This is a genomic window from Paraburkholderia solitsugae (assembly GCF_013177695.1).
Lineage (GTDB): Bacteria > Pseudomonadota > Gammaproteobacteria > Burkholderiales > Burkholderiaceae > Paraburkholderia > Paraburkholderia solitsugae.
In genome coordinates, this window is record NZ_WOEY01000159.1 from 99,523 (window position 1) to 123,341 (window position 23,819).

Annotated in this window: 20 protein-coding genes; 9 read left to right on the top strand and 11 right to left on the bottom strand. The window is 63.5% G+C overall.

Going from position 1 to position 23,819, the window contains the following annotated elements:
* The first annotated feature begins 144 nt into the window (after nt 1–144).
* A complete protein-coding gene (locus GNZ12_RS39655; protein WP_172309602.1) occupies nt 145–1,056 on the top strand; it encodes a LysR family transcriptional regulator in 912 nt (303 codons plus the stop codon).
* Nucleotides 1,057–1,123: 67 nt separating this feature from the next.
* On the opposite strand, the gene GNZ12_RS39660 is transcribed toward GNZ12_RS39655, so the two are convergent.
* The 5 genes from GNZ12_RS39660 to GNZ12_RS39680 are packed head-to-tail and all read right to left on the bottom strand — an operon-like array spanning nt 1,124 to nt 6,524.
* Complete coding sequence (locus GNZ12_RS39660; protein WP_172309577.1) at nt 1,124–2,725, bottom strand: rhodanese-related sulfurtransferase; 1,602 nt, start codon at nt 2,723–2,725, stop codon at nt 1,124–1,126.
* Nucleotides 2,722–3,330, bottom strand: a complete 609-nt coding sequence (locus GNZ12_RS39665) for a cysteine dioxygenase family protein (RefSeq protein WP_172309578.1) — start codon at nt 3,328–3,330, stop codon at nt 2,722–2,724. The genes GNZ12_RS39660 and GNZ12_RS39665 overlap by 4 nt, the downstream gene beginning before the upstream one ends.
* Before the next feature lie 33 nt (nt 3,331–3,363).
* Nucleotides 3,364–4,413, bottom strand: a complete 1,050-nt coding sequence (locus GNZ12_RS39670; protein ID WP_172309579.1) for an ABC transporter substrate-binding protein — start codon at nt 4,411–4,413, stop codon at nt 3,364–3,366.
* Nucleotides 4,414–4,425: 12 nt separating this feature from the next.
* Complete coding sequence (locus GNZ12_RS39675; protein ID WP_235993620.1) at nt 4,426–5,433, bottom strand: class II aldolase/adducin family protein; 1,008 nt, start codon at nt 5,431–5,433, stop codon at nt 4,426–4,428.
* Between the two features lie 11 nt (nt 5,434–5,444).
* Nucleotides 5,445–6,524: an LLM class flavin-dependent oxidoreductase gene (locus GNZ12_RS39680; RefSeq protein WP_172309580.1), complete on the bottom strand. Its 1,080-nt coding sequence runs from the start codon at nt 6,522–6,524 to the stop codon at nt 5,445–5,447.
* Between the two features lie 1,180 nt (nt 6,525–7,704).
* On the opposite strand from GNZ12_RS39680, the gene GNZ12_RS39685 reads away from it, so the two are divergent.
* On the top strand, nt 7,705–8,700 hold the full coding sequence (locus GNZ12_RS39685; protein WP_172317889.1) for an LLM class flavin-dependent oxidoreductase: 996 nt from the start codon (nt 7,705–7,707) through the stop codon (nt 8,698–8,700).
* Nucleotides 8,701–8,785: 85 nt separating this feature from the next.
* On the opposite strand, the gene GNZ12_RS39690 is transcribed toward GNZ12_RS39685, so the two are convergent.
* Nucleotides 8,786–9,940 (bottom strand): alpha/beta fold hydrolase, encoded by a 1,155-nt coding sequence (locus GNZ12_RS39690; protein WP_172317891.1) that lies wholly within the window; start codon nt 9,938–9,940, stop codon nt 8,786–8,788.
* A gap of 418 nt (nt 9,941–10,358) precedes the next feature.
* Here GNZ12_RS39690 and glgC point away from each other — a divergent pair, with 418 nt between their 5' ends.
* The 5 genes from glgC to GNZ12_RS39715 all read left to right on the top strand — a co-directional run bounded on the left by glgC (nt 10,359) and on the right by GNZ12_RS39715 (nt 16,433).
* Nucleotides 10,359–11,624 (top strand): glucose-1-phosphate adenylyltransferase, encoded by a 1,266-nt coding sequence (glgC, locus tag GNZ12_RS39695; protein ID WP_172317893.1) that lies wholly within the window; start codon nt 10,359–10,361, stop codon nt 11,622–11,624.
* A gap of 105 nt (nt 11,625–11,729) precedes the next feature.
* Nucleotides 11,730–13,190 (top strand): glycogen synthase GlgA, encoded by a 1,461-nt coding sequence (gene glgA, locus GNZ12_RS39700; RefSeq protein ID WP_172317895.1) that lies wholly within the window; start codon nt 11,730–11,732, stop codon nt 13,188–13,190.
* Between the two features lie 233 nt (nt 13,191–13,423).
* On the top strand, nt 13,424–14,290 hold the full coding sequence (gene pdxY, locus GNZ12_RS39705; protein ID WP_172317897.1) for a pyridoxal kinase PdxY: 867 nt from the start codon (nt 13,424–13,426) through the stop codon (nt 14,288–14,290).
* Nucleotides 14,291–14,487: 197 nt separating this feature from the next.
* Complete coding sequence (locus tag GNZ12_RS39710; protein ID WP_172317899.1) at nt 14,488–14,949, top strand: hypothetical protein; 462 nt, start codon at nt 14,488–14,490, stop codon at nt 14,947–14,949.
* Nucleotides 14,950–15,281: 332 nt separating this feature from the next.
* Nucleotides 15,282–16,433, top strand: coding sequence for a branched-chain amino acid ABC transporter substrate-binding protein (locus GNZ12_RS39715; protein WP_172317901.1), 1,152 nt, complete (start codon nt 15,282–15,284; stop codon nt 16,431–16,433).
* Nucleotides 16,434–16,528: 95 nt separating this feature from the next.
* Here GNZ12_RS39715 and GNZ12_RS39720 read toward each other — a convergent pair whose 3' ends face one another.
* Together GNZ12_RS39720 and GNZ12_RS39725 are read right to left on the bottom strand one after the other, a co-directional pair.
* Nucleotides 16,529–18,448, bottom strand: a complete 1,920-nt coding sequence (locus tag GNZ12_RS39720) for a DUF3857 domain-containing transglutaminase family protein (RefSeq protein WP_172317904.1) — start codon at nt 18,446–18,448, stop codon at nt 16,529–16,531.
* Nucleotides 18,445–19,344: a helix-turn-helix transcriptional regulator gene (locus GNZ12_RS39725; protein WP_172317906.1), complete on the bottom strand. Its 900-nt coding sequence runs from the start codon at nt 19,342–19,344 to the stop codon at nt 18,445–18,447. The genes GNZ12_RS39720 and GNZ12_RS39725 overlap by 4 nt, the downstream gene beginning before the upstream one ends.
* A gap of 111 nt (nt 19,345–19,455) precedes the next feature.
* Between GNZ12_RS39725 and GNZ12_RS39730 the strand changes: the two genes are divergently transcribed.
* Nucleotides 19,456–20,001, top strand: a complete 546-nt coding sequence (locus GNZ12_RS39730) for a hypothetical protein (protein WP_172317908.1) — start codon at nt 19,456–19,458, stop codon at nt 19,999–20,001.
* A gap of 62 nt (nt 20,002–20,063) precedes the next feature.
* Here the strand turns inward: GNZ12_RS39730 and GNZ12_RS39735 are convergent, their stop codons facing one another.
* The gene (locus GNZ12_RS39735) at nt 20,064–20,729 is read right to left on the bottom strand and encodes a hypothetical protein (RefSeq protein ID WP_172317936.1); all 666 of its coding nucleotides are present in this window, start codon (nt 20,727–20,729) and stop codon (nt 20,064–20,066) included.
* Nucleotides 20,730–21,044: 315 nt separating this feature from the next.
* Between GNZ12_RS39735 and GNZ12_RS39740 the strand changes: the two genes are divergently transcribed.
* Nucleotides 21,045–21,182, top strand: coding sequence for a hypothetical protein (locus GNZ12_RS39740; protein WP_172317910.1), 138 nt, complete (start codon nt 21,045–21,047; stop codon nt 21,180–21,182).
* Between the two features lie 306 nt (nt 21,183–21,488).
* Here the strand turns inward: GNZ12_RS39740 and hutG are convergent, their stop codons facing one another.
* The gene (hutG, locus tag GNZ12_RS39745; RefSeq protein WP_172317912.1) at nt 21,489–22,310 is read right to left on the bottom strand and encodes an N-formylglutamate deformylase; all 822 of its coding nucleotides are present in this window, start codon (nt 22,308–22,310) and stop codon (nt 21,489–21,491) included.
* Nucleotides 22,311–22,427: 117 nt separating this feature from the next.
* A complete protein-coding gene (locus tag GNZ12_RS39750) occupies nt 22,428–23,813 on the bottom strand; it encodes a formimidoylglutamate deiminase (protein ID WP_172317914.1) in 1,386 nt (461 codons plus the stop codon).
* Nucleotides 23,814–23,819: the final 6 nt, after the last annotated feature.

Sequence of the window (23,819 nt, forward strand, 5' to 3'; positions counted from 1 at the left end):
CATCTGTATAAGACAAACGCATTATTCTGCTAAGCAAATATGCGAATTTTCTTGAATGGCGCGGCGTGCGCGCACATCGATACAGGTATCATCGAACGCACGAATCTTGCGCCCCGTTGCGCACCCATCCAGTCACCGCTCATCATGAAGATCGACGAAATCGACGCATACGTCACCGTCATTCGCTGCCAATCGCTACAACAGGCAGCACTCTCTCTCGGCCTCACACAACCGGCCATCACGCGCCGCCTGCAGAATTTCGAAGAGGCGCTCGGCGTCGAACTGCTCGACCGCAATACGCGCCCGCTCAAAGCGACAGCAACGGGCCGCATCGTCTACGAACAATGCCGCGCGATCCAGCGCGAACTCGACGTGCTGCGCGAGATCGTCGCTACCGACACGCCGCCAGTCGGCACACTGCGCCTCGGCGTCGCGCAGACGATTGCCGATATCGCACTCACTGATGCGATGCGTGGTCTCAAGGCGGCCTACCCTGATCTGCAAGCGCGTGCGTCGACCGGCTGGGGCAGGCAGTTGCTACAGCGCGTCGAGCAGGGCGAACTCGACGCCGCCGCAGTCCTCCTGCCCAGCAACAAGACTTTCGACGAGGCGTTGTCGGCGCACTCGCTTGGCCGCATCAAACTGGTCGTTGTCGCGCAAAAGGGTATGTTAAAAAAGCGCGCGCATACGTTGGCGGAATGTCAGTCGATCGGGTGGGTGTTAAATCCGGATGGTTGCGGCTTTCGCGACGGCCTGCAACGCACGCTGACTGGCTTGGGGCTTGCGCTTAAGCTGAATCTCGAAACGCTCGGCACTGAACTGCAATTGCAGCTGGTTGCTGACGGTAACGGCCTTGGACTCGTGCCGTTGCCGCTGCTGCAAGCCAGCGCTCACGCGGACGCACTCGATATTGTCTCGATCAGCGACTTCAAGCCGCTCATCGATATCTGGCTCGTGCATCCGCGCGTGCTGGGCAAATTGCAACAGCCGGTCGAACGCTTCGGCGCGGCGATCGAGCGGCAATTCAAGGAAGCGCGTGCGCAGCACGCGGCTTGAGCCGCGCGCTGACTTTGTTTGCTTCGGCTGATTCGTCTGCTTCGTCTGCTTCGCTCAAGCTAGCAGCTCAGATCACGCGAAAACCGTGCGTACCATCGCGCCCAAGTTGAGCAACGAGCCCGTACTCCCATTCCAGGTACGCGTTCATCGCTTCGTGCGCGTTATCGGTTCCTTCATACGGGCGACGATAACGATCGATGCGCGGCGAGGCCAGATGCGTCTCGCCACTCTCGACAGTCAGGCCCGTCTCAATCCACGCGCTCGTGCCGCCGCTTAGCACCTGTACCGGCTTCCCCGTCAACGCCGCCAGTTCAGGCGCGGCGAAGCGCGCAAGAAGACTGCTGCCGCAGATCACCACATAGCGTTGCGCATCCGGCAGCTTGCACAACGCTTCATCGAGTTGCCCGCGAATCGCGAACCACGCGCCCGGAATATGGCGCTTCACATAGTTCGCGCTGGTCGTGAAGTCCACCACGACGGTACCGGGCGATTGCAGGAGCGCAACCAGTCCGGCCGGCGTGATCTCATCGACAGCAGGCGGCGAGGGTGCATAGCGTGCGGCGGGCGCTGCGCCCTTTTCGCTGAAGTCCGCGTTGCCCAGGCCGTCCACCACATACACGTCGACGTTCATCTGCGCGAGCCACGACGCGGTCATGCTCGCGCGCACGCCATCGTTGTCGGCGAGGATCACGCGCGCGCCGCGCACCGGCGCGAACATGTCGGTCTCCTGCACAAGCTGACCACCCGGCGCATTGCGAAAACCGGGCACGTGCCCCGCTTCGTATTCTTCCGGTGTGCGCACGTCGAAACGATAGACGGTGCGTACCGATTCGTCGGCCCAGCGGCGCGCTTCGTCGCGCGACGTGCGGCCCACCTTGGCGCGATCCGCCACCCCGCGCGCGGAATCAGCGGCGGCGAGGCGCACTGTGTCATCGACAACCGGATCGAAACGGCGCGAGCTGCCGTGCGCGAGCGCCTGACCGGCAAGCGTCCAGCCAATGGTGCCATTGCGCAGCGCCGCAACCGGATTCGGCACGCCCGCATTGATCAGCGACTGCGCACCGATGATGCTGCGCGTGCGCCCCGCGCAATTGACGATGATCCGCGTCGACGGGTTCGGCGCAAGCTGCCGTGCGCGCAGCACCAGTTCCGCGCCAGGCACGCTAATGCTGCCGGGAATATTCATGGTCCGATATTCGTCGAAACGGCGTGCGTCGAGCACCACCACATCGGCTTCGTGATCGAGCAGCGCCAGCACCTGCGGCGCTCCGAGGGACGGCGTATGGCGCACGCTTTCGACCAGTTCGCCGAATGCCTTGCTCGGCACGTTGACGTCCTGGAACAATTCACCGCCTGCCTCACGCCAGCCTTGCAGGCCACCCTCGAGCAGCGCGACATCGGTATAGCCCAGCTCGCTCAGACGGCGCGCGGCGCGTTCAGCAAGCCCTTCGCCGTCGTCGAACACGACGACCGGCACATTGCGGCGCGGCAGCCGCACGGGCGCTTCCAGTTCGAGACGCGACAGCGACAGATTGGCCGCGAACAGCGGATGACTGCGCGCGTGCGGATCCTCTTCGCGCACGTCGACGAGCGCGATTTCCTCGCGCTCGAGCAGTGCACTGCGCACATCCTTGAATGATCGGATACGGAACTCTTTAGCGAAACTCATGAGATCGGGGACTCCTTCGAAACATTCCAGATATTCGGCAACACGTCGTTCGAGTAACCGGAGATAAAGGTTTTGCGGCCGCCTTCGGCCGGATAGACAGAACGCGTTACCGCGCCGATATTTCCACCGTACACGTGAATGCTGATCGACGCACGATCACGAAAAGCATTACTCACGCGATGGATATCGCCGATGCGCGGCGACACGGCATCCACTGCACCGGCATCGAGGCGCTTTGCGGCGCCCTCCTCCTCCAGCGCGCCGTCTCGCGTGATGCGATAGCCCCGAGCAATTTCCGCACCACGCAACACGCCGATCAAACCCCATACGGTGTGATCGTGCACCGGCGTCGACTGGCCCGGTCCCCATACAAAACTGACGATTGAAAAACGCTGCCGCGAATCGGCGTGCAACAGGAATTGCTGATAGCGCTCGGGGTCGGGCTGCGCAAAGGCGTCGGGCAACCAGTCGTCGTGAGCGATCAGCTCGCGCAGCGCGGCACCACCCGCTTCGAGCAGCGGTGCTTCAGGCACATGCTCGTCGACGAGCGCCGCAATCCGGCCAACGAACGCGCGCAGCCGGTCCGGTCTCAAAGCTTGAGTCATCGAATGCTCAGAATGTGGGTTGGATGGAATCAGTCACGCACCGTGGGCGAGCGCGGCGTTGAAGGTGTCGGTCCACAATGGTGCGACGTCGACGTGCCGGTCGATGACCGCTGCACGCGCGAACGTATCGGCAACCTGCTGCTCGCTCGCGATGTCCGCCGCCGTGATGCCGGTGACGCGGCGCGCCTGGCTCTGGTTGCGATACAACGAGCGGATTGCCTCCTCGGGCACGCGCAATTCCGCGGACAACACCTTCGCGTAGACATCCTGATGCTGGCCGAACCACGTGCAGGCGCGTTGCAGCCGCACCAGCAGATCCGCCGACGCAGCGCGCCGTTGCGGGTCGGCGAGCACCGACGGATGGCCGTAGTACAGGTAATTGCCGGACAGATAGCCGTTGGCGTTTTTCAGCACGCGCGCACCCGCCTGCGAGATCGCGAGCGGCACGTTGTAGCCGTAGATCGCCCAGGCATCGAGCGAACCGGCGTTGAACGCGGCGAAGCCGTCGCGCGGCGCGAGCGAGGTGGCCTGAATATCGTTGAACGATAGCCCCGCCTCTTCGAGCATGCGCAGCAGGTAGTAGTGCGTCGTGGTGGCGCGCAGATAGCCGACGCGTTTGCCCTTCAGATCGGCGATCGAGCGGATCGTCGAGCCATTCGGTACCAGCACGACCTGATTGTTGACGTCGTCTTTGTAGACGGCAATCACGCGCACCTGAGCATTCTGCAGGCGCGCGAAGATCGGTGGAATCTCGCTGCCCGAGGCGATATCGAGCGAGCCGCCGTTCATCGCCTCGACCATCGCGTTGCCCGACTGGAACTCGGACCAGTCGATCGTGTACGGCGTATCCGCGAGTCCTGCAGTTTTCAGGAGCGTGGCGTCGCCGCCCTTGTAGGTCGCGACGCGCAAACGGACTTTGCTGAGATCGACATGCGGATCGGTTTTCTCGCTCGCTGCCGGGGTGGCTGCAACGGCTGTCGAAATCAGGAGTGTGCCTGTTACGCCGAGCAACGCGGCTGCCGGCAGCGCGGACATGAGCCGGCGGCGCCGGGGCGAAGCCGGCGAATCGAAACGTTGGGTCATCTTATGGGACGCTCAGGTAAGAACGTCAGGCTCGGCTTCGACCAGCCCTTCCAGCAGGCTTTGGAACGCAAACAGCGCGCCGCCGGGACGGCCGACCTGCTCGTGTGTGAGCGCGGCGACGTCGTGCGGAATGGCTTGTGGCGTGCCGGCGGCTTCGGCAAGCAATTGCGCATGGCAGGCGTTATCGAGCGCGATATACCACCACGCCGCCGCCTCGACGCTCGGACCCGCCGTGAGGATGCCGTGATTCTTCAGGATCACCGCCTTTCGTTCGCCCAGCGCCGCGGCGATGCGCGCGCCTTCGTCCGTATCGAGCACGACGCCGCGGAAGTCGTCGAACAACGCGTGGTCCTGATAGAACGCGCACGAGTCCTGCGTCAGCGGATCGAGCGTGCGGCCGAGCGTCGACCAGGCTTTGCCGTAGAGCGAATGCGTGTGCGCGGCGGCGACCACATCGGGGCGCGCCTCGTGAATTGCCGCGTGAATCGCGAAGGCCGCCTGATTCACCGGTCCCTCGCCGACCACAATGTCCCCATGCGCATTTACGAGCAGCAGATCGGACACGCGAATGCGGCTGAAATGCTTGCCGAACGGATTGACCCAGAAGTGATCGGGCCACTCCGGATCGCGCGCGGTGATATGCCCGGCGAGACCCTGATCGAAACCATAGCGCGCGAACAGACGAAATGCCACGGCGAGCCGTTCCTGCCGATAACGCCGTTCAGCCGCGATGCTTTCACGTGGCGGGACGTCGTCGAACCAGAATTTACGGAGTGGCGCATGACGCTGGAGCGGCGACGCATCTGGGGTGTTTGGCAGCGTGGGGGCGCTTTGCGGCGTCGGGGTATTTTGCAGCGCAGCGGTACTTTGCGGCGTGGCGGTACTTTGCAACGCAGCGGTACTTTGCAACGCAGCGGTACTTTGCAACGCAGCGGTACTTTGCAACGCGGCGGTACTTTGCAACGGGTGAGCACTTTGCGGCGTCGGGGCGTCTTGCAACGCGGCGGACAGATCGGTCATCGCGGCTCCGTTCAGGCGGCCACGCGCTCGACGCGCGCGATCCGTTCGCGGGTGGCCGGAATCAGTTCACGGCCGTAGTCGATGGCGTCTTCGAGCGGATCGAAGCCACGCACGAGGAAGGTCGAGACGCCGAGCGCGTAATACTCCGCGAGCGTTTCGGCGACCTGTTCCGGCGTGCCGACCAACGCGGTCGAATTCGAGCGCCCGCCGATTTCCTTGGCGACCCCGGTCCACAGTCTTTCGTCGACGCGGTCCGATTCACCGGATGCCGCGAGCAACCGCCGCGCGCCTTCGCTTTGCGCCGGACCGCCGACGCCGAGCCCTTGCGCCGCGCGCAGCCGCCGTGTTTCTTCGAGGATGTATTCCGCGCGTTCCCAGGCGGCCGCTTCGGTCGCCGCAAGAATGGGCCGGAACGACACCGAGAAGCGCACGGTGCGGCCGTGTTTTGCGGCTTCGGCTCGCACACGGGTGACCTGTTCGCGCACTTGCGCCTTCGATTCGCCCCATAGCGCGTAGACATCTGCATGACATCCGGCGATTTCGAGCGCGGGCGCCGACGCGCCGCCGAAGTACACGGGGATATGGGGTTGCTGCACCGGCTTCACTTCAGAGAAGCCTTGTTCGAAGCGGTAGTACTGACCGTGGTGATCGAAGGGTTTCGCTTCGGTCCAGATGCGGCGCAGGATGTGCAGGTATTCGTCGGTGCGGGCATAGCGCTCGTCATGCGAGAGGTAATCGCCGTCGCGGCGTTGTTCGGCGTTGTCGCCACCCGAGATGATGTGAACGGCGAGACGTCCGCCGGAATAGTGATCGAGTGTTGCCAACTGGCGCGCGGCGAGCGTGGGGGCGACAAAGCCCGGACGATGGGCGAGCATGAAGTGCACTTTGCTCGTGACGCTGGCCGCGTGGGCGACGGTGAGGAGCGCGTCGGGGCTCGTCGAATGATGCGGTACGAGGATGCGGTCGAAGCCGGCGGCTTCGTGTGCGCGGGCGAATTGCTCGACGTAGTCGATGTCGATGATGGCACCTTGCGGTGCGTGGGTTTCAGACACCTTGCGGGTCTGGATCATGCCGATGAATTCGATGGACACGGGGTGTGTCTCCCAGGATGGTGTTTTTTGCCCGGCGGGGCGGTGGCTTTCTTGGCTGGATGCATTGCTCGGTTCGAGGGGTTTAAGGTAGCAGCGCTACATGCGGTTGTTAAATATTGATCGGACATATCTATATCGGGTTTGCATGTAACGGTTTTGGTTTTGCCTGCCCAGGCTGGGGCCTCCGCGGCGCTTTTTGTCTGTGCCCTCACGGTGTTGGCCTTTCCTTGATTACTTATTGGTTTATTAGCGTTGCCCCTGTGTCTGTTTGCCTACGGCGTTGGCCTTTCCTTGATTTGATATTGGATTATTAGCGTTGCCCCTGTGCGGGGCGGCACTTACTTTCTTTGCCGCCGCAAAGAAAGATAAGCAAAGAAAGCGGCTCAAACCGCTAATTCTTAAGCGGGTCCCCCGCACAGTCGCGGTAGTGGTCTATCTGGAATCCGTGTCCTCGCACATTCGGCGTTGGCGACAAAGCGCTCATCAGTTCCCACTCCGCACTGCGTGCGTCGCGGACGGGTCTGCATGGGAAACCGTGGGGCTTCGTTCGCGCACGGCGGGGGCCATCGGCTTCGCCTCGACGAGGCAACCAAGCAATTAGAAGGCGAGGTCCGCAAGCGGCCGTGGTGCCGATCAAAATGCGAGAGCAAAACCGCAGCGGGCGGTTTTAAGAAGTACCGTTCGGCGCGCGCAGCGCCGGTTTAAGAAATGCGCTTCGGCGCGCGTAGCGCCGCCGGAAGTATGACTGCTGTGTCACTAACGCTGAATGTGCGGGAACACAGATTCCAGATGCACCACTACCGTGGCTGCGCGAGGGACCCGCTTAAGAATTTGCGGTTTGAGCCGCTTTCTCTTGCCTACTTCTCTTTGCGGCCGGCAAAGAGAAGTAGGTGCCGCCCCGCACAGGGGCAACGCTAATAATCCAATATCAAATCAAGGAAAGGCCAACACCGTGAGGGCACAGACAAAAAGCGCCGCGCAGGCAAACAAACCAGGCAAAGCCCAACGCCGCAGGCATACAGACAAAAAGCGCCGCGCAGGCCCCCCCAGCCTGGACAGGCAAAACCAAATCCAAACCCTTCCACGAACGTGGACATCCCCATGCCATCTGCAGAAAACCAAAACCTTTGCCACAATGCCCCATCGCGCGAAAGCGCCCGAAACATCAAATGAACAGAAAATGATCCCCTTCTCGGTCCTCGACCTGGCACCGGTCGCCGCAGGCGCCACCCCCGCAGACGCGTTCAGAAACACCCTCGATCTCGCCCAACACGCGGAAAACTGGCACTACCGCCGCTTCTGGCTCGCAGAGCACCACAACATGACCGGCATCGCCAGCGCAGCCACCGCCGTGGTGATCGGCCACGTCGCCGGTGGGACGAAAACAATCCGCGTCGGCTCCGGCGGCGTCATGCTGCCGAACCACGCACCGCTCGTCATCGCGGAACAGTTCGGCACCCTCGCCTCGCTCTATCCCAACCGCATCGACCTGGGCCTCGGCCGTGCCCCCGGCACCGATCAAAACACCGCCCGCGCGCTGCGCCGCGATCTGCAAAATAGTGCGGAGTCCTTCCCCGACGACGTCGTCGAGTTGCAACGCTATTTCGCCGACCCCGTGCCAGGCCAGCGCATTCGCGCCGTCCCCGGCGCAGGCCTGCATGTGCCGCTGTGGCTGCTCGGCTCGTCCCTATACAGCGCGCAACTGGCCGCGGCACTCGGTCTGCCGTTCGCGTTCGCGTCGCACTTTGCGCCCGATCACATGTTCACCGCGCTCAAGGTCTATCGCGAGCAATTCCGTCCGTCGGCAACGCTCGATAAGCCTTACGCGATGGTCGGTGTCAACCTGTTCGCCGCCGATACCAACGAAGAAGCGCGGCGTCTGTTCACGTCGCTGCAGCAACAGTTCATCAACCTGCGGCGCGGCACGCCCGGTCAACTGCAGCCGCCGGTCGAGCGGCTCGAAGCGTCGGAGATGGAGTTAAACGGCGTCGCGCATTCGCTCGCCTGCTCCGTGATCGGCGATCGCGATGCGGTACGCGAAGGACTGCTGTCTGTCATCGATCAGACTGGCGCGGATGAATTGATGCTGACCGCGCAGATCTACGATCACAAAGCGCGGCTGCGGTCGTTCGAAATCGGCGCGCAAGTACGCGAAGCGTTGAGCGCCAGCAAGTAATAACGCCGGCCAGTAACAAAAAGGGCGGCCCCTTTCAGCAAAGGGCTGCCCTTCTTTTTTCACCGATCGACTGGTTGCGTCAAACTCACCGATTAGCCGGCACCGCCGCCAACCCATCTAGCAGCGCCTTATGAAACGCCTGCGGGTCCTGCATCTGCGGCGCGTGCCCCAACTCGGCGAATTCGACGAGCGTCGCGTGCGGAATCGTCTTCGCGGCAGCCTTGCCCAGTTCCGGGTAATGGCCGAGCTTCGCGCGCACCTCCGGTGGCGCGGCATCCTTGCCAATCGCGGTCGTGTCCTTCTGGCCGATCAGCAAAAGCGTCGGCATGCTCAGGTGACCCAGTTCGTACACCACCGGCTGCGTGTAAATCATGTCGTATAGCAACGCGGAATTCCACGCCACGATCTGTTTGCCGGGGCCACGGTACATCCCCGCCAGCATCTGCACCCACGGTTCAAAGTCGGCGCGCCACTGGCCGGCGTAGTAGGTCGCCTGCTCGTAGCGGCGAATGCTGTCTGCCGTCGTCTTCAGCTCGCGCCCGTACCATTGGTCGACGGATAACGACGGGACGCCCTTCGCCTTCCAGTCCTCGAGGCCGATCGGATTGACCAGCACCAGTTGCTGAGTCTGATGCGGATACATCAGCGCATAGCGGATCGCGAGCATGCCACCGGTCGAATGGCCGATGATGGTCGCGTTGCTCACGCCGAGCGATTCGAGCAGCGCATGCGTATTGCGCGCCAGTTGCTGAAAGCTGTACTGATAGTGCTCGGGCTTGCTCGATTTGCAAAAACCGATCTGGTCCGGCGCGATCACCCGATAACCGGCGTCGCTCAAACGGCGAATGGTCGCGTCCCACGTCGCCGCGCAGAAGCTCTTGCCGTGCAGCAACACGGCCGTGCGGCCGTTCGCGTGCTCCGGCTTGATATCCATGTACGCCATGTGCAGCGCCACGCCTTGTGACGTGAAGTCGTACTGCTCGACCGGCCCCGGATAGTTGAAGCCCTGCAACTCGGGGCCGTACGCCGGGCCGCTGTTGTCGACGGCTGCAGCCGGCGGCGCGCCGGCAGCAGCGGGACCCGGCTGACTGACAGGACCAACAGGACTAGCAGGATTAACAGGACCAACCGAACGATTCGAAACGGCCCCGCTGGCCGGCGCTGCGGCAAAAACACCTGGCTCGGCGGCTAGCGCACAGGCGCTCAACATGGCGAACAAAGACTGGCGGCGGAAATTCATCGATCGTTTTCTTGCAAAGAGAAATCAACGGGAAGCATGCAGGCCGCGCGTGCTGGCAAACCAACGCCCGAACCCCGTTCGGAGCGGAGGATTCTACGACGCGCCGCCAGACTGTGCTGCCGCGCACGCAGGCTCATGGCGGCACCGGCCGGTGTGGCACGCATATTGCAGCGGTTCACTTCGCGCGCTATGTGTCGTGCCGCACGGAGGCGCTCGGTGCATGGGTTGATCTTGCGCAAGACGGGCGCGCGAGCCGCATCCGCACAATTCAGACTATTCGCCCGCGGCAAATCAGTGCTAGAACTAGCAGACGGGCCCGCGAAGACGGACCCGCCTGGCAGCACGAATCAATGGCGGAGCGCAGCGGAACAGAACCAGGCAAACAGGACATCCGGGGCATACTAATCAGGAGACAGACATGGAAACTCCGGCACGGCTGAACGATCTGCAACGCACCACCCTCGCCATCGTCCTTGCGGGCGGACGGGGCACGCGGCTCGGGCCGCTCACCAACAAGCGCGTCAAACCCGCGGTGCACTTCGGCGGCAAATACCGGATCATCGACTTCGCGCTCTCCAATTGTCTGAACTCCGGCATCCGCCGCATCGCGGTCGTCACGCAATACAAGGCGCACTCGCTATTGCGCCATCTGCAGCGCGGCTGGGGCTTCCTGCGCGGCGAATTCGGCGAATTCATCGACCTCTGGCCAGCTCAGCAGCGTGTGGAAGGCGCCCACTGGTACCGCGGCACCGCGGACGCCGTGTTCCAGAATCTCGACATCATCCGCTCGATCCGGCCGAAATACGTGGTGGTGCTGGCGGGCGACCACATCTACAAGATGGACTACACGCGCATGATCGCGGATCACGCGGAAAGCGGTGCGGATTGCACGGTCGGCTGCATCGAGGTGCCACGCATGGACGCCGTGGCCTTCGGCGTGATGGCGGTCGATGAAAACCGCCGCGTGACCGGCTTCGTCGAAAAACCCGCCGATCCGCCCGCCATGCCGGGCCGCCCGGATTCAGCGCTCGCCAGCATGGGCATCTACGTGTTCAGCGCCGACTACCTGTATTCGCTGCTCGAAGAGAACATCTCGAGCGTCGATACCGACCACGACTTCGGCAAGGACATCCTGCCGCGCGTCGTCACGCAAGGCACGGCGATCGCGCATCCGTTCAGTATGTCGTGCGTGTCGTCGGACCCGAGCGTGGAGCCTTATTGGCGCGACGTCGGGACGATCGACGCCTACTGGGCGGCAAACCTTGACCTGGCCTCCACCATTCCGACGCTCGATCTGTATGACCGCAACTGGCCGATCTGGACGTATCAGGAACAGTTGCCGCCCGCCAAGTTCGTACGCGACATGAAAGGTCTACAAGGCTCCGGCAACAACCTGATCGTGTGCGGCGGCTGCGTGATTTCCGGCTCGCAGATTTCGCGCTCGGTGTTGTCGTCGAACGTGAAAGTGAGTTCGTTCTGTAATATCAATGAGGCAGTCTTATTGCCACAGGTCACCGTCGGCGCGAGCTGCCGGCTGCAGAAAGTGGTGATAGACCGTGGCTGCACCATTCCGGACGGCACGGTGATCGGCGAAGATCCAGCGAGCGACGCCGAACGCTTCTATCGCACCGAGGACGGCGTCGTGCTGGTCACGGCCGAAGCGCTGCAGCAGAAGGGGACGTGATCCTCGCCGGGACGGCAAATCAGGCGGGCGGGCAAAGCCGCCGCCCGTCTTGCCGCGCAAGCAAAGCGTACGCACCCCCGCACTAACAGGAACGAGACCGAGCCTATGACGATTCGCGCCCTGCACGTCGCAAGCGAGCTGTACCCTCTCCTCAAAACGGGCGGTCTCGCCGACGTCGCAGGCGCCTTGCCGCCCGCGCTGATCGAGCGCGGCGCCGATGTGCGGGTGCTGCTGCCCGGCTTTCCGGCGGTGGTCGCCGGCTTGACCGACTTGCGGCCGGTGGCGCAACTGGGCCGCCGTTTCGACTCGCCGGGCGTCACGCTCGAACAGGGCACGCTGCCGTCGAACGGCCTGATCGTCTATGTGATCCGCGCCGGCTCGCTGTATGACCGGCCCGGCAACCCCTATCTGAACGACGAACACGTGCCGTACGGCGACAATGCGCAACGCTTCGCCCTGCTCGGCTGGGTCGCCGCCCAACTGGCGCAGCAGCTCGACCCGGCCTGGGCACCGCAGATCGTCCACGCGCATGACTGGCATGCCGGGCTCGCGCCCGCCTACCTGAAGGCGGCTGAACGGCAGCACGGCCGCTCGTTCGCGCGCAGCGTCTTCACGGTGCACAACCTCGCGTATCAGGGCGTTTTTCCGGCGCACCAGTTCGGCCAACTGGCGCTGCCTGATGACTTCTTCAACATGCGCGGCGTCGAATTCTATGGGCAGTTGTCGTTTCTCAAGGCGGGCCTCTATTACAGCGACCGCATCACCACCGTCAGCCCGACCTACGCCCGCGAAATCCAGACACTCGCCCAGGGCGGCGGGCTAGACGGGTTGCTGCGCCATCGCTCGCACGATCTGAGCGGCATCCTGAACGGCGTCGACTACTCAGTGTGGAATCCCGCCACCGACGCGTTACTCGAAGATCACTACACGGACACCCGTCTGACCGGCAAACTGGCCTGCAAGGAGGCACTGCAGAAGCGCTTCGGCCTGGCGCAAAAAAGCGACGCGCTGCTGTTCGGCGTGGTGAGTCGGCTGACCGAACAGAAAGGCCTCGATCTGCTGCTCGAGACGGTCCCCGAGATTGTCAAACGCGGCGGCCAGCTAGTGGTGTTCGGCACCGGCGACCCGGCGCTCGAAAACGGTTTAAAACGCGTGGCGCACACGCATCCGGAATCGGTGGCGGTCGAACTGGGCTTCGACGAAACGCTCGCGCATACGATCATCGCCGGCAGCGACGTGATCGCGGTGCCGTCCCGCTTCGAGCCATGCGGGCTGACGCAGCTCTACGCGCTGGCTTATGGGTCGCTGCCGCTCGTGCATTGCGTCGGCGGCCTGGCAGACACGGTGGTCGACGCGTCGCTCGAGAATCTCGCTGACGATCTCGCCACCGGCTTCGTATTCGAACGGTTCGAACCGAAGGGCCTGACAGCGGCGATCCGCCGGGCGTTTGCGCTGTATGACCGCCGCACCGAGTGGAAAGCCGCGCAACGTCGCGCGATGCATCAGGATTTCGGCTGGGGGGCCTCCGCCGAGCGCTATCTGGCGCTGTATCGCGAACTCGCCTGATCCCACCGCGTCCTTTTGATGGTTCGACGCAACAATCGACGCAACAACGCGGGGCCGGATCAACTCGCGCGTGACAAACTCATGTATTGTTTCCTGAGTAGGCAGATCACGCGTTTTTCTTGCACCATCTGAAACAGCCATGCCGCTTCGGGCGCCCGGCCAAGGCCGGTTCGTGACCGCGGCCATCTTTCCGTTCTCATTGATCGCGCATGATCGCTTGCGCGGGCCACACCATGACGAAAAACGTTCTGAGCATCCAGTCACATGTCGTCTTCGGACACGCCGGGAACAGCGCGGCCGAGTTTCCGATGCGCCGGCTCGGCGTCAACGTCTGGCCACTCAATACCGTCCAGTTCTCGAACCACACGCAGTACGGTCATTGGACCGGCGGTGCGATCGAGGCTTCGCAGATGGAAGAACTTATCGAGGGGATTGGCGCGATCGGCATGCTGCCGCGCTGCGACGCCGTGCTGTCCGGCTATCTGGGCACGCCCGCGCAGGCGCAAGCGGTGCTGGAGATCGTCAAGGCTGTGAAAGCCGCCAATCCGCGCGCGTGGTACTTCTGCGACCCGGTAATGGGCGCCACGAGCGGCTGCAAGGTCGAACCGGGCATCCAGGAATTTCTGGTGCGCACCATGCCGCAGGTGGCCGACGCGATGGCGCCGAACCACACCGAGTTGCAACGCCTGGTGGGCCGCGAGATCGAGACGCTCGAAGAAGCCGTGACCGCGTGCCGCGAGGTCATCGCCCGCGGACCAAAGCTCATGCTTGTCAAACATCTGCTCGACCGCAACAGCCCCGCCGACCGTTTCAACATGCTGGTCGTCACCGAGCGCGAGGCCTGGATGGGGCAGCGTCCGCTCTACCCGTTCGCGCGGCAGCCGGTGGGCGTCGGCGATCTGACGAGCGCGGTGTTTGTCGCGCGCACGCTGCTGGGCGATTCGATCCGCGCCGCCTTCGAGCACACGCTGGCCGCCGTGAACGCGGTGGTGAAAGCGACGTGGCAGGCTGGGCGCTACGAGCTGGAACTGGTGGCCGCGCAGAACGAAATCGCGCAACCGCGTGAATGGTTCGACGCCTGGGTCGCGGAGACGGCGTAGGCGCCAGGCGCTCGGGCGCGGCTTAACATGCAGCCGTGCACCCCGCGTCAGTTGCTGGCCGGACCCATACCCGGCACGCGACCCACGTTTGTCAGCCGGGCGTCCTATAATGCGTGCCGCGTGGGCGAGGCAATCACCCGCCCGCACCGCATTTTTTCAGGTGTCCGGGCATCCGGCATTCAGCAGACGAGGCATCGATGGACGGTTATATCCGCAGCGAGCGGGAAGAATTTTTTGAGCAGTTGTGCATGAGCGTCGACGCGGACGAAGCGCACGAACAGGAAGCGATCGAGTACTTCGAGAACCAGTTCGACCAGGCCGACTTCGATCCCGCCCAGTGGCTCGACATCGCGCTTTACTATTCGCCGGCGGTGGCGCGCGGCATCGTCGAGATGGTGACGCCCGACGACAAGGCGCGCAGCAACATCGCCGAAGTGATCGCCGACAACCTCGACATTTCGTACGGCGAGGACGACTGCCAGCAGTTCGCCGAGACCATCGAATTCGCGTTGAACAACGGCGTGCCGGTGGACCTCGACCTGGTGCTGGACGGCTGCCAGCGCGCGATCGACGATCTCGACACCTGGGCCGACGAAGAGACCAAGGCGCCCCTCCTGCGTCTGCGTGAAGAGTTGCTGCGCCAGCAAGGCGAGCATTGAAGTTGTAGTTTTAGCCGGCGCGCTCGCGCCGGTTTCCTGAGCGGCTTCTCCGGGCCGCCTCGCCTTCGCTTCTTCAGCGCACAGGGCCATCCCCGTTCTTAAGCATATGCCGCAATCCGCACCCGCGTGCCGTCGCTGACAGGCCGCCAGCCTAAGCGCCGCGCGGCCTATGCCGAAATGCTCATTCAAAGCGCCGCGAACTGCCAAGACGGTCGCAAATTGGCTTTCTATATTCGCGCCAGATTGACCGGCATGTGAACGCCACAGCGCGTCACTCCAACGTGACCGCCTTGCCGTTTTCACACCTGAAACTGTCGATGGAGAGAGAGACCATGAGTCTTCAAAAAACGCTGAAACCGCTTGCCCTGTTTGTTGGCGCAGCCCTCGCGATCGCGCCGCTGGCCAGTTTCGCCGACGACCTGCCGGTGAAGATCGGCTTCGCCGCGCCGCTGACAGGCGCCAATGCCGGCTACGGGAAGGATCTGGAAAACGGTGTCCGGCTTGCAATCGAAGAAGCCAACGCGCAGAAGATCAAGATCGGCGACAAGGTCGCGCAATTCGAACTCGTCTCCGAGGACGACCAGGCCGACCCGCGCATCGGTGTGCAGGCCGCGCAGAAGCTGGTCGACGCGGGCGTATCGGCGGTCGTGGGCCACTTCAATTCGGGCACGACGATTCCTGCCTCGCAGGTGTACGAGCAGGCCGGCATTCCGGTGATCGATCCGGCCGCAACCAATCCGATCATTACCGGGCGAGGCTTCGCGAACACCTTCATGGTGATTTCCACCGATGCGCAGAACGCCGGCAACGCGGGCGTCTATGCCGTCGCGGTGACGAAGGCGAAACGTATTGCGATCATCGACGACCGCACCGCGTTCGGCCAGGGCGAGGCCGACGAGTTCGAGAAGGCGGTGAAGGCACATGGCGGCAACATCGTGACGCGCGAATACACCGACAATCACGCGGTGGACTTCAGCACGCAGATCACCAAGATCAAGGCGGCCAATGCGGACCTGATTTTCTTCGGCGGCCTGGATACCCAGGCGGCGGGTTTCGCGAAGCGGATGAAGCAGTTGGGGGTGAACGCTCAGCTGGTGGGCGGTGGCGGTGTGATGGATGAGGACTTCATCAAGCTCGCCGGCGACCCGTCCGAAGGCGCGATGGCCTGGGAATACGGCCGGCCGTTGGCCCAATTGCCGGGCGGCAAGGACTTTTCCGCGAAGTTCAAGAAGCGCTTCGGGGTGGATATCCTGTCGTACGCGCCGTTTGGATATGACGGAGCATGGGCCGCGATCAAGGCGATGCAGCAGGCCAAATCCACCTCGCCGGCGGTTTATCGACCTGTTCTCAAGTCGCTCGATTACGACGGCGTGACAGGGAAGATTTCCTTCGACAACACCGGGGCGTTGAAGAGCGGCGCTTCCACGCTGTACCAGGTCAAGAACGGGACCTGGATTCCCATCGTGACCAAGAGCGGAAGTTAAGCGTCTTCTTTCGCCCATCACGGCGTGGTTGTTCATGCGGCAGGGCGGTGCTCGTTTACCGCCGCTGCCTCTGGCACGGCCGATGCCGCCCGTGCCTATTTGACAACCTTCACCACCACCTCGGCATCGAGATCCCGCTCGATCCGGACCAGATCGTCCTTCACGCCGGCAAATTCATCCGCAGAGCAAATCTGATGCCCAAACGCGGCTCGAAGGTGTCGCCTGACCTGCAAGACCCGCCCGGCGGGATCGAACACGTAGCGGGAAGAAAACTCGACGAAACGATCCTTCACCGTGGCGTCCGGCGGCACATCGGTCACCCGAACGAAGCGCGGCAGCGTCATCTCCAGCGTCTCGTCGAATTCCCCGCCGATGCAAGCCCACGGCTGCGTCCTGGCAGGCTCCGCAAGCCACGCCTGCACCTGCCCCGCCATTCCGCCGGACAAGCTCGTCAAGGCCGGCACGGCTGTCGTGCCGTCGGTCCAGACAAAGTGCTCGACCGTTCCCTGCATCGACGTGGAAAACGGTCCGTCTGTCGCGGCCACATCGCTCGTGTGCAACTGCGCGGTGCCATGCAAGCCAGTCAGCAACAGGCGATTCGCGGCGATCTGCTGCGTGCGCTGCCGCGTTGCCCGCCGAAACGTATTGCGTTCGAGCTCCGCTGTATAGCCGTCATCTTCCACGCGGTAAGCGTAATTCGCCGCTCCGCTCTCATCGATATCGATCTGCAGGCGTGCCGTCCGCTCACGCAACTGCGTGGCCGGCGTGCGCGATAACACGCCGTCGTCGACCAGCAGAACGGGCCGGTCCATCACGCCCGGCGGCAAATACCCAAAAGCGACGCCGCCCGCCGTCGTATCCGCATACAACGACAACTCAGGAATCCACACGATTGCATGGTTGATCGCGCTTTCTCCATACCCCGGCACGGACGGCAAACTGTAGTACGGCCCGAGATTGAGCAGCACGGCCTCGCTGCGAATGCCGACCGCAGCGAGGAGCGCGCTGTACAACGCGACGTGATCCTTGCAGTCGCCATAGCGGTTGCGCAGGATGTCAATGGCCTTATGCGGAATCGCCGCCGTCTCGCCGAGAAACAGCGCGACGTAGCGAATATTCAGGCGCATCCAGTCGTACAGGATCCGCGCTTTCGCGCGCGGGTCGCTGGTCTCGGCGGTCAGGCTCTGCGCGAGTTGCACGATCGCCGGGTCGCTCATCGTCGCGTCGGCAGCAGGACCGCGATAACGCGCGGCGAAACTCGCGAAGTCAGGCACCGTCGACACCATCAACCGATCGCCCCAGTTCGCATAACCCACAGCACCCGCTTCGAGCGGTGCATATGGGCCGTGGTGGTAGTCGAACACGTAGCGGGTGCGTCCGTTTGCCGTGACGGGTGGCAGCGCGAAGTAGCCGCGCGCATCGGCATACAGCGGCACGTCGGCGGGCAGGTCGAAGATCAGACGCTGCATCTCGACGGGGTCGCGCGTCGGTTCGACCAGGTACGCGAACGTGCCGGCCTGCAGGGGTTTCGTGCGCGTCTTGCGAAACGCCAGATGCACGCGCGAACCGGGCTCGACACCCGGAAAGATCACCGTGCGCAACACCCCGTCTTCGAAACTCGGCGCGCCCGCCGAGCGGGGTTCCTGCACGTCGCGGATCGCCTCGGGGCCGACTGGATGCGCGACGCCGTTCGGGTCGATCGTTTCCGCGCTCAGCAATTGCACCTGCTCGATGTCCTTGTTGAACCACACGTAGCGTTGCGCGATATCGTCGACGCCGCTTGTCGTGTTGGCCCGCAGAACCGTGTCGTCGTGTTCTTCGACCGAGCCGTCCTTCTGGATCACGAAGAGATGGACGTCGCGCTCCATCGTCGAGGGAGAGAGGTCGTCGCTGCTGGTGCTGGTGCTGGTGGTGCTGGAGGTGCTGGAGGTGCTCCCCTCAGCACGCGAGGCGGCTGCGCACCCAACCAGCGCCAATACGGCGGCCAGCCTCATGAACGCAGCACACCGCGTCATGCACCACGCGCCCTGCCCCGCGCGCGCCACGCACGCGGACTCGACGCAAACTCCGCGCGAAACGCGTGATTGAAATTCGACAGGTCATTGAAGCCGCAATCGAGCGCGATATCGACGACCTTCGCGCTGTCGTCGTGAAGACGCTGCGCCGCCGCTCGCAAACGTGCCCGCAGCACATATTGATGTGGCGTCACGCCGGTCACGCGCTGGAACGTGCGCAGGAAGTAGAACTCGCTCAGGCCCGCCGCGGCAGCGAGGCTCGTGAGCGTATGCGGCGCGCCAGGCGTCTCGTCGATCAGGCGCACCGTCTGCGCCACGCGTGACCAGGCGGCGGGGCTTGCGGGCGCTTCCGCGTGCGTCAATGCGCCCGCCGCCCTGAGCGTCGAGACGGCCAGTTCGACCGCGAGCTCGTCCCACACCGCGTCGCCTGCATCCGAAGCGCCGGCACAGGCCCGTGCGATCAGCGGAGACAACGCAGGTAGCGACGGAATGCGCGCGCGCCTGAAATTCAGCGTGCCGCTCGCGATGCCCGCGTCCGCGGCAAGCCGCTCGAAGTACGCCGGCGCATAGCGAAAGGCGATGCAGCGATCGCCGGCCGCATGCCGATGGCCGCATTCGAAACAGTCATCCGGGTTGCCGAGCAGCAGCGCGCCGGGGGTGAGCAACTCACGCCCCGTCCCCGCGCGGTAGCCGAACGTACCGGCGACCACCATCGCGATGCATACGCCGGCGTGCCGCTCTTCGAACGGCCGGTCACGTGGGCCGAAGGTGCAGAGGACGTCCGCGACGTCCCAGCCCGTGCCCTGGGCCAACGGGCGCGCGGTTGTGCTGCCACGCGAGCCTTCCCGCGCGCGTTGCGCGAGCGCCTGCTGCAAAGTGACGGCAATTTTCCCCAAGATGCACCTCGGCTGAGTCCGTATCGTGGTTTTAGCACATCGGCGGCCGGCGCGGTTTTGCCCGTTCCGGCGATGGCGCTGTCACCGAACCTCCGACGGAGCACACACACGATGAACATGCTGGACGACACCCTGGAGCGCGGTTTTCACGCCGCGTTGACCGCCCCGGCGCGCGCCGCCGATATCGATGCCGCCGACGACGTCTACGGCTGGCTGATCGGCAGTTGGGACATGGACGTGCTGCATTACCGCGTCGACCTCGGCAACGCGCGCCGCCGTGGCGAAATTCATTTCGGCTGGGTACTGGAGGGCCGCGCCGTACAGGACGTGTGGATCATGCCGCCACGCAGCGAGCGCCATGCGGACCACGCGCCCGCCGACACCATGTACGGCACCACGCTGCGAGTGTGGGACCCGGCGCTGAGGGCGTGGCGCGTCACATACCTCAATCCGCGGACCGGTCAGCGCGATGGACTGGTCGGCCGGCGCATCGGCGACGATCTCGTGCAGATCGGCACGCACGCAGACGGCACACCGATTCGGTGGAATTTCACCGAGATCACGAGGGATTCGTTCCGGTGGACCGGGGTCGCGCTGGCGCAGGACGGTGTGACGTGGACGCTCGAGGCGGAATTTCACGCGCGGCGCAGGCGTTAGGTTGCGACCTGGCGATCAGGTGCCCCAAGCCTGCGCACAACAACAACGCACTGCTGCAGGCATCAGTCCCCTTCCCCAATATGCCCGAGCAAAGCCTGCAGCCGCTCCACATGCCTGAGCAGCAAGTGCCGATGCTTTTCGATCTGCTCGAGCCTGCCGGCCAGGTCGGCCTGAATCGGGTCGTCGAGATCAGCAGCGGCGATCACGTCCTCCACTTTCGCGCGCATCGACGCAAGGTCCACCGGCGCCTGACTCAAATGCCGCTCGAAACGCCGCACATCCTGTATCGCCAGATCGCGAACTTTGCGGAAGTGGGCCTGACGCCGATGCGCTTCGGCATCGAGCGTCTCTTCTTCCACGCGCCTGGCAGGACCCGTCTGGCCGAAAATCGGCTCAGGCGGGCGCAGCACCGTCTTCTTGCGCACCGGATGCGCCGTGCCGCGAAACCGCGCAAGCGGCTGTTCGTTGTCGATCGCTTCACGCGCGTTGGCCGGGATGTCCTGCTCCGTATGCGGCGCGTTCATCCAGCCATTCGGCAAGCCCGTCACCGCCTCGATGCCGCGCACGAACTCCTCGCTGAATTCGCGCTGGCCGGACAAAATCAATTTCAGGTAGCTGGCGGAAAAGGTCATCATGCGCGCCAGACGCGTCGCGGCGCCAATCTCGCGGGTCAGCAGCACCAGGTTCGCTCGCCAGACCGGGAGCAGTAATTCGTCGGAATCTTCCATCGCTGGGTCTTCCATCTTTTTGCCCGATGTATGGATGACGCGCTCGCACACGTCATCGTTCTGAAAGGGTAGCCGCTTCAGCGCATGGCACGCAATGCCCGCGCGCACCCTGCGGCGTTCGACGTGTCGAAATGACACGCTACTGCGCGCCGCTGCCCAGGGATAAAACGCCACAAAGCCCGGCGTTTTGAGTTGACCCATGCATTCGGTCAACGTTCCTCCGCTGCGCGCACGATGTGTGGCATCCTTCCGAACCGTTGCGGCACGCGTCGTGCTGTAACGTCAGCACCACCACCATGATTTAAGGATTTTGTAATGAAGAAGATTGTTCTCGCCATCGCAGCAACCGTCGTCGCCCTGAGCGCGATCGCTCCCGCCCAAGCTTATGAGCAACATCACCCGGTGTGCCACAAGGTGCGTGTCCACCATCACTGGGAACGTCACTGCCACTGATCGCTGTGCAGCGCCGCACACGGCGCGTATCGGAAAGCCCTGCTACAAGCGGGGCTTTTTTGTGGCCGCTCCGCTTCCACGAGGCGTGGGTCAACCCTTCGACGTTCTATACGTTCGGCGCGAAAGCCGCAGCATGCAATCACGGACACATGCTGTTACACCTTTGCGGTGTGAGCCGACGCGGCCACGGCCTCGCGGATTGCGAAGCGCGGTGAGCCGCGTGGAGATGATGAAATGAGGTGAATACTCGCGATGGCAGCGACGTCAAGCTGCCGCCGCTAAGCTGCCACGGTCAAACTGCCGCGGTCACGCTGCGCTCACGCGCGCCAGCGCCGTCGACACCAGTTCTTCCAGCAAAGGCTCGATCTTCGCAGCCAGCCTTTCGTCGTACGCATATGGCATCTGCTCCTCCATATACGTAATCTGCGACAACTCGAGCTGTACCGCGTGTACACCCTGCGACGGCTGCCCATACTCCCGCGTGATATACCCGCCTTTGAACCGTCCATTGGCGATAACAGAATAACCGCCATGCCGCTCGACCACAGCGGCCAGTTCCTCGCCCAATCCCGCCACCGCGCTCACGCCGTTCGACGTGCCGAAATTGAAATCCGGCAAACGTCCCTCGAAGAAACGCGGTACGTGCGAGCGAATCGAATGCGCTTCCCACAGCAGCACCTTGCCGTGCTTCGCCTTCAGCGCGGCGATCTCGCCCGTCAGTGCATCGTGATAGGGCTTCCAGTAAGCATCGCGCCGGCGGGCGACTTCAGCATCGGTCGGCAGATGGCCTTCGAGGTACAAGGGTTCCTTGTCGAAGGTATCGACCGGCAGCAAACCGGTGGTGTCCTGCCCCGGATAGAGATTCGCACCGTCAGGCGGGCGGTTCAGGTCGACCACATAACGCGCATACGTCGGCGCCAGGATCGATGCGCCCATGCGTTTCGCAAACGCGTAGAGACGGTCGAGGTGCCAGTCGCAGTCGTCGGTGCGCTGCGCGACCGGCGTCATCGTTGCGGCGATATCGGCGGGGATTTGCGTGCCCAGATGTGGGATCGAAATCAGCAACGGCAAGCTTCCCTGATGCAGCGATAAAACCGGCGGAGGTGTTGCAGTAGACGAAGCAGTCATGTCAGTCCGGAATCGATGGAATCGATAAAAGTCGAAGACTCAGCTTACTTGGCTTGCTCGGCAATTCACGCGAGCATGTCGCTTCAGCGAGTGGCGTCGGCAAGCGGTGTCGGCAACTTAGCTGAGCAAGTCAGCGAGCGCCCCGCGATAGCGCGCGTATGCGCCCTCCTCGTCGCGATGCCGGCGGTTGTCGACGACCTTGTCGCCGCCCGCGTAGACGTCGCGAATCGGCGACTCGCCATGCTCGCAGAATACAACGCCCGAGAGCCAGGCGTCCGGCGCGTGCTCGGCGATGCTCGAATGATCCGGATCGAGTACCAGCCAGTCGGCACGGCGGCCGGCTTGCAATGCACCGACCGCACGACCCGTAGCGTGCGCGCCGCCGTCGAGCGCGGCGGCGAACAGACGGTCGGCCACGTGCGTGGCTTGCGACGAAGCCAGCACGTTGCGCTGCCGGCGTGTCAGGCGCTGGCCGTATTCGAGCAAACGCAATTCCGAGCGCCAGTCGACGCCGATATGGCTATCCGAACCGACGCCGATGCGCCCTTGCGCGTCGAGATACTCGTGCGCCGGAAAAATGCCGTCGCCGAGATTGGCTTCGGTGGTCAGACACAACCCCGCGACCGCGCCGCTTTTCGCGAGCGCAAGCGTTTCGTTCGCATCGACATGCGTGGCGTGCACGAGGCACCAGCGGCTGTCGACGTCGAAGCGATCGAGCAGCCACTGCACCGGGCGTGCACCTTCGGTTTCCAGGCAGGCGTCGACTTCGGCGGTTTGCTCGGCAATATGGATATGAACCGGCGCGCTGCTATCGATACCGCTCAGCAAGGCCCGCAATGAATCGGCCGATACCGCACGCAATGAATGCGGCGCAACGCCATAGCGCAACGCAGCGCCTTCAGGACGCGCCGCGCGCACTGTGCCAATCAGATCGAGCAAACTCTCCGGCGTGTTGATAAAGCGCTGCTGATCTTCACGCGGCGCGCGCGAACCGAAACCGCTGTACTGATACAGCACGGGCAGCATCGTCATACCGATACCGCTCGCCGAAGCCGCATCCACCACGCGCTGCGCCAGTTCTGCCGGGTTTGCATAGCGGCTGCCATCCGGCGAATGGTGCACATAGTGGAATTCGCAGACCGACGTATAGCCCGCTTTCAACATCTCGATGTACAGCCACTGTGCGACTGCGGCGAGCCCTTCCGGCGTGATCCGCGCGGCAAAGCGGTACATCAGATCGCGCCAGCTCCAGAAGTTATCGGTAGCGTTCGCACGATATTCGGTCAGACCGGCCATCGCGCGTTGAAACGCATGCGAGTGAAGATTCGGCATGCCAGGCAACACAGGGCCGGCGGCTCTTTGCACGCCGTCAGGAACAGCGGCCGTATCGGGCGTAACCGACGTCAGCATGCCGTTGGCGTCCCATTCCAGCAGCACATTGCGGCGCCAGCCGTCGGACAGATAGGCGTGGTCGGCGAATAGCGATTGTTTTGTTTGCATCATCTCTCA

Excerpts from the sequence above, each read along its gene's own strand:
- GNZ12_RS39730 (WP_172317908.1), top strand. The coding sequence starts at position 19,456 with ATGAACATGCTGGACGACACCCTGGAGCGCGGTTTTCACGCCGCGTTG.
- pdxY (WP_172317897.1), top strand. The coding sequence starts at position 13,424 with ATGACGAAAAACGTTCTGAGCATCCAGTCACATGTCGTCTTCGGACAC.
- GNZ12_RS39660 (WP_172309577.1), bottom strand. The coding sequence starts at position 2,725 with ATGAGTTTCGCTAAAGAGTTCCGTATCCGATCATTCAAGGATGTGCGC.
- GNZ12_RS39685 (WP_172317889.1), top strand. The coding sequence starts at position 7,705 with ATGATCCCCTTCTCGGTCCTCGACCTGGCACCGGTCGCCGCAGGCGCC.
- GNZ12_RS39710 (WP_172317899.1), top strand. The coding sequence starts at position 14,488 with ATGGACGGTTATATCCGCAGCGAGCGGGAAGAATTTTTTGAGCAGTTG.
- GNZ12_RS39735 (WP_172317936.1), bottom strand. The coding sequence starts at position 20,729 with ATGGAAGATTCCGACGAATTACTGCTCCCGGTCTGGCGAGCGAACCTG.
- glgA (WP_172317895.1), top strand. The coding sequence starts at position 11,730 with ATGACGATTCGCGCCCTGCACGTCGCAAGCGAGCTGTACCCTCTCCTC.
- GNZ12_RS39720 (WP_172317904.1), bottom strand. The coding sequence starts at position 18,448 with ATGACGCGGTGTGCTGCGTTCATGAGGCTGGCCGCCGTATTGGCGCTG.
- GNZ12_RS39675 (WP_235993620.1), bottom strand. The coding sequence starts at position 5,433 with ATGACCGATCTGTCCGCCGCGTTGCAAGACGCCCCGACGCCGCAAAGT.
- glgC (WP_172317893.1), top strand. The coding sequence starts at position 10,359 with ATGGAAACTCCGGCACGGCTGAACGATCTGCAACGCACCACCCTCGCC.
- GNZ12_RS39750 (WP_172317914.1), bottom strand. The coding sequence starts at position 23,813 with ATGATGCAAACAAAACAATCGCTATTCGCCGACCACGCCTATCTGTCC.
- hutG (WP_172317912.1), bottom strand. The coding sequence starts at position 22,310 with ATGACTGCTTCGTCTACTGCAACACCTCCGCCGGTTTTATCGCTGCAT.
- GNZ12_RS39655 (WP_172309602.1), top strand. The coding sequence starts at position 145 with ATGAAGATCGACGAAATCGACGCATACGTCACCGTCATTCGCTGCCAA.
- GNZ12_RS39665 (WP_172309578.1), bottom strand. The coding sequence starts at position 3,330 with ATGACTCAAGCTTTGAGACCGGACCGGCTGCGCGCGTTCGTTGGCCGG.
- GNZ12_RS39670 (WP_172309579.1), bottom strand. The coding sequence starts at position 4,413 with ATGACCCAACGTTTCGATTCGCCGGCTTCGCCCCGGCGCCGCCGGCTC.
- GNZ12_RS39715 (WP_172317901.1), top strand. The coding sequence starts at position 15,282 with ATGAGTCTTCAAAAAACGCTGAAACCGCTTGCCCTGTTTGTTGGCGCA.
- GNZ12_RS39740 (WP_172317910.1), top strand. The coding sequence starts at position 21,045 with ATGAAGAAGATTGTTCTCGCCATCGCAGCAACCGTCGTCGCCCTGAGC.
- GNZ12_RS39690 (WP_172317891.1), bottom strand. The coding sequence starts at position 9,940 with ATGAATTTCCGCCGCCAGTCTTTGTTCGCCATGTTGAGCGCCTGTGCG.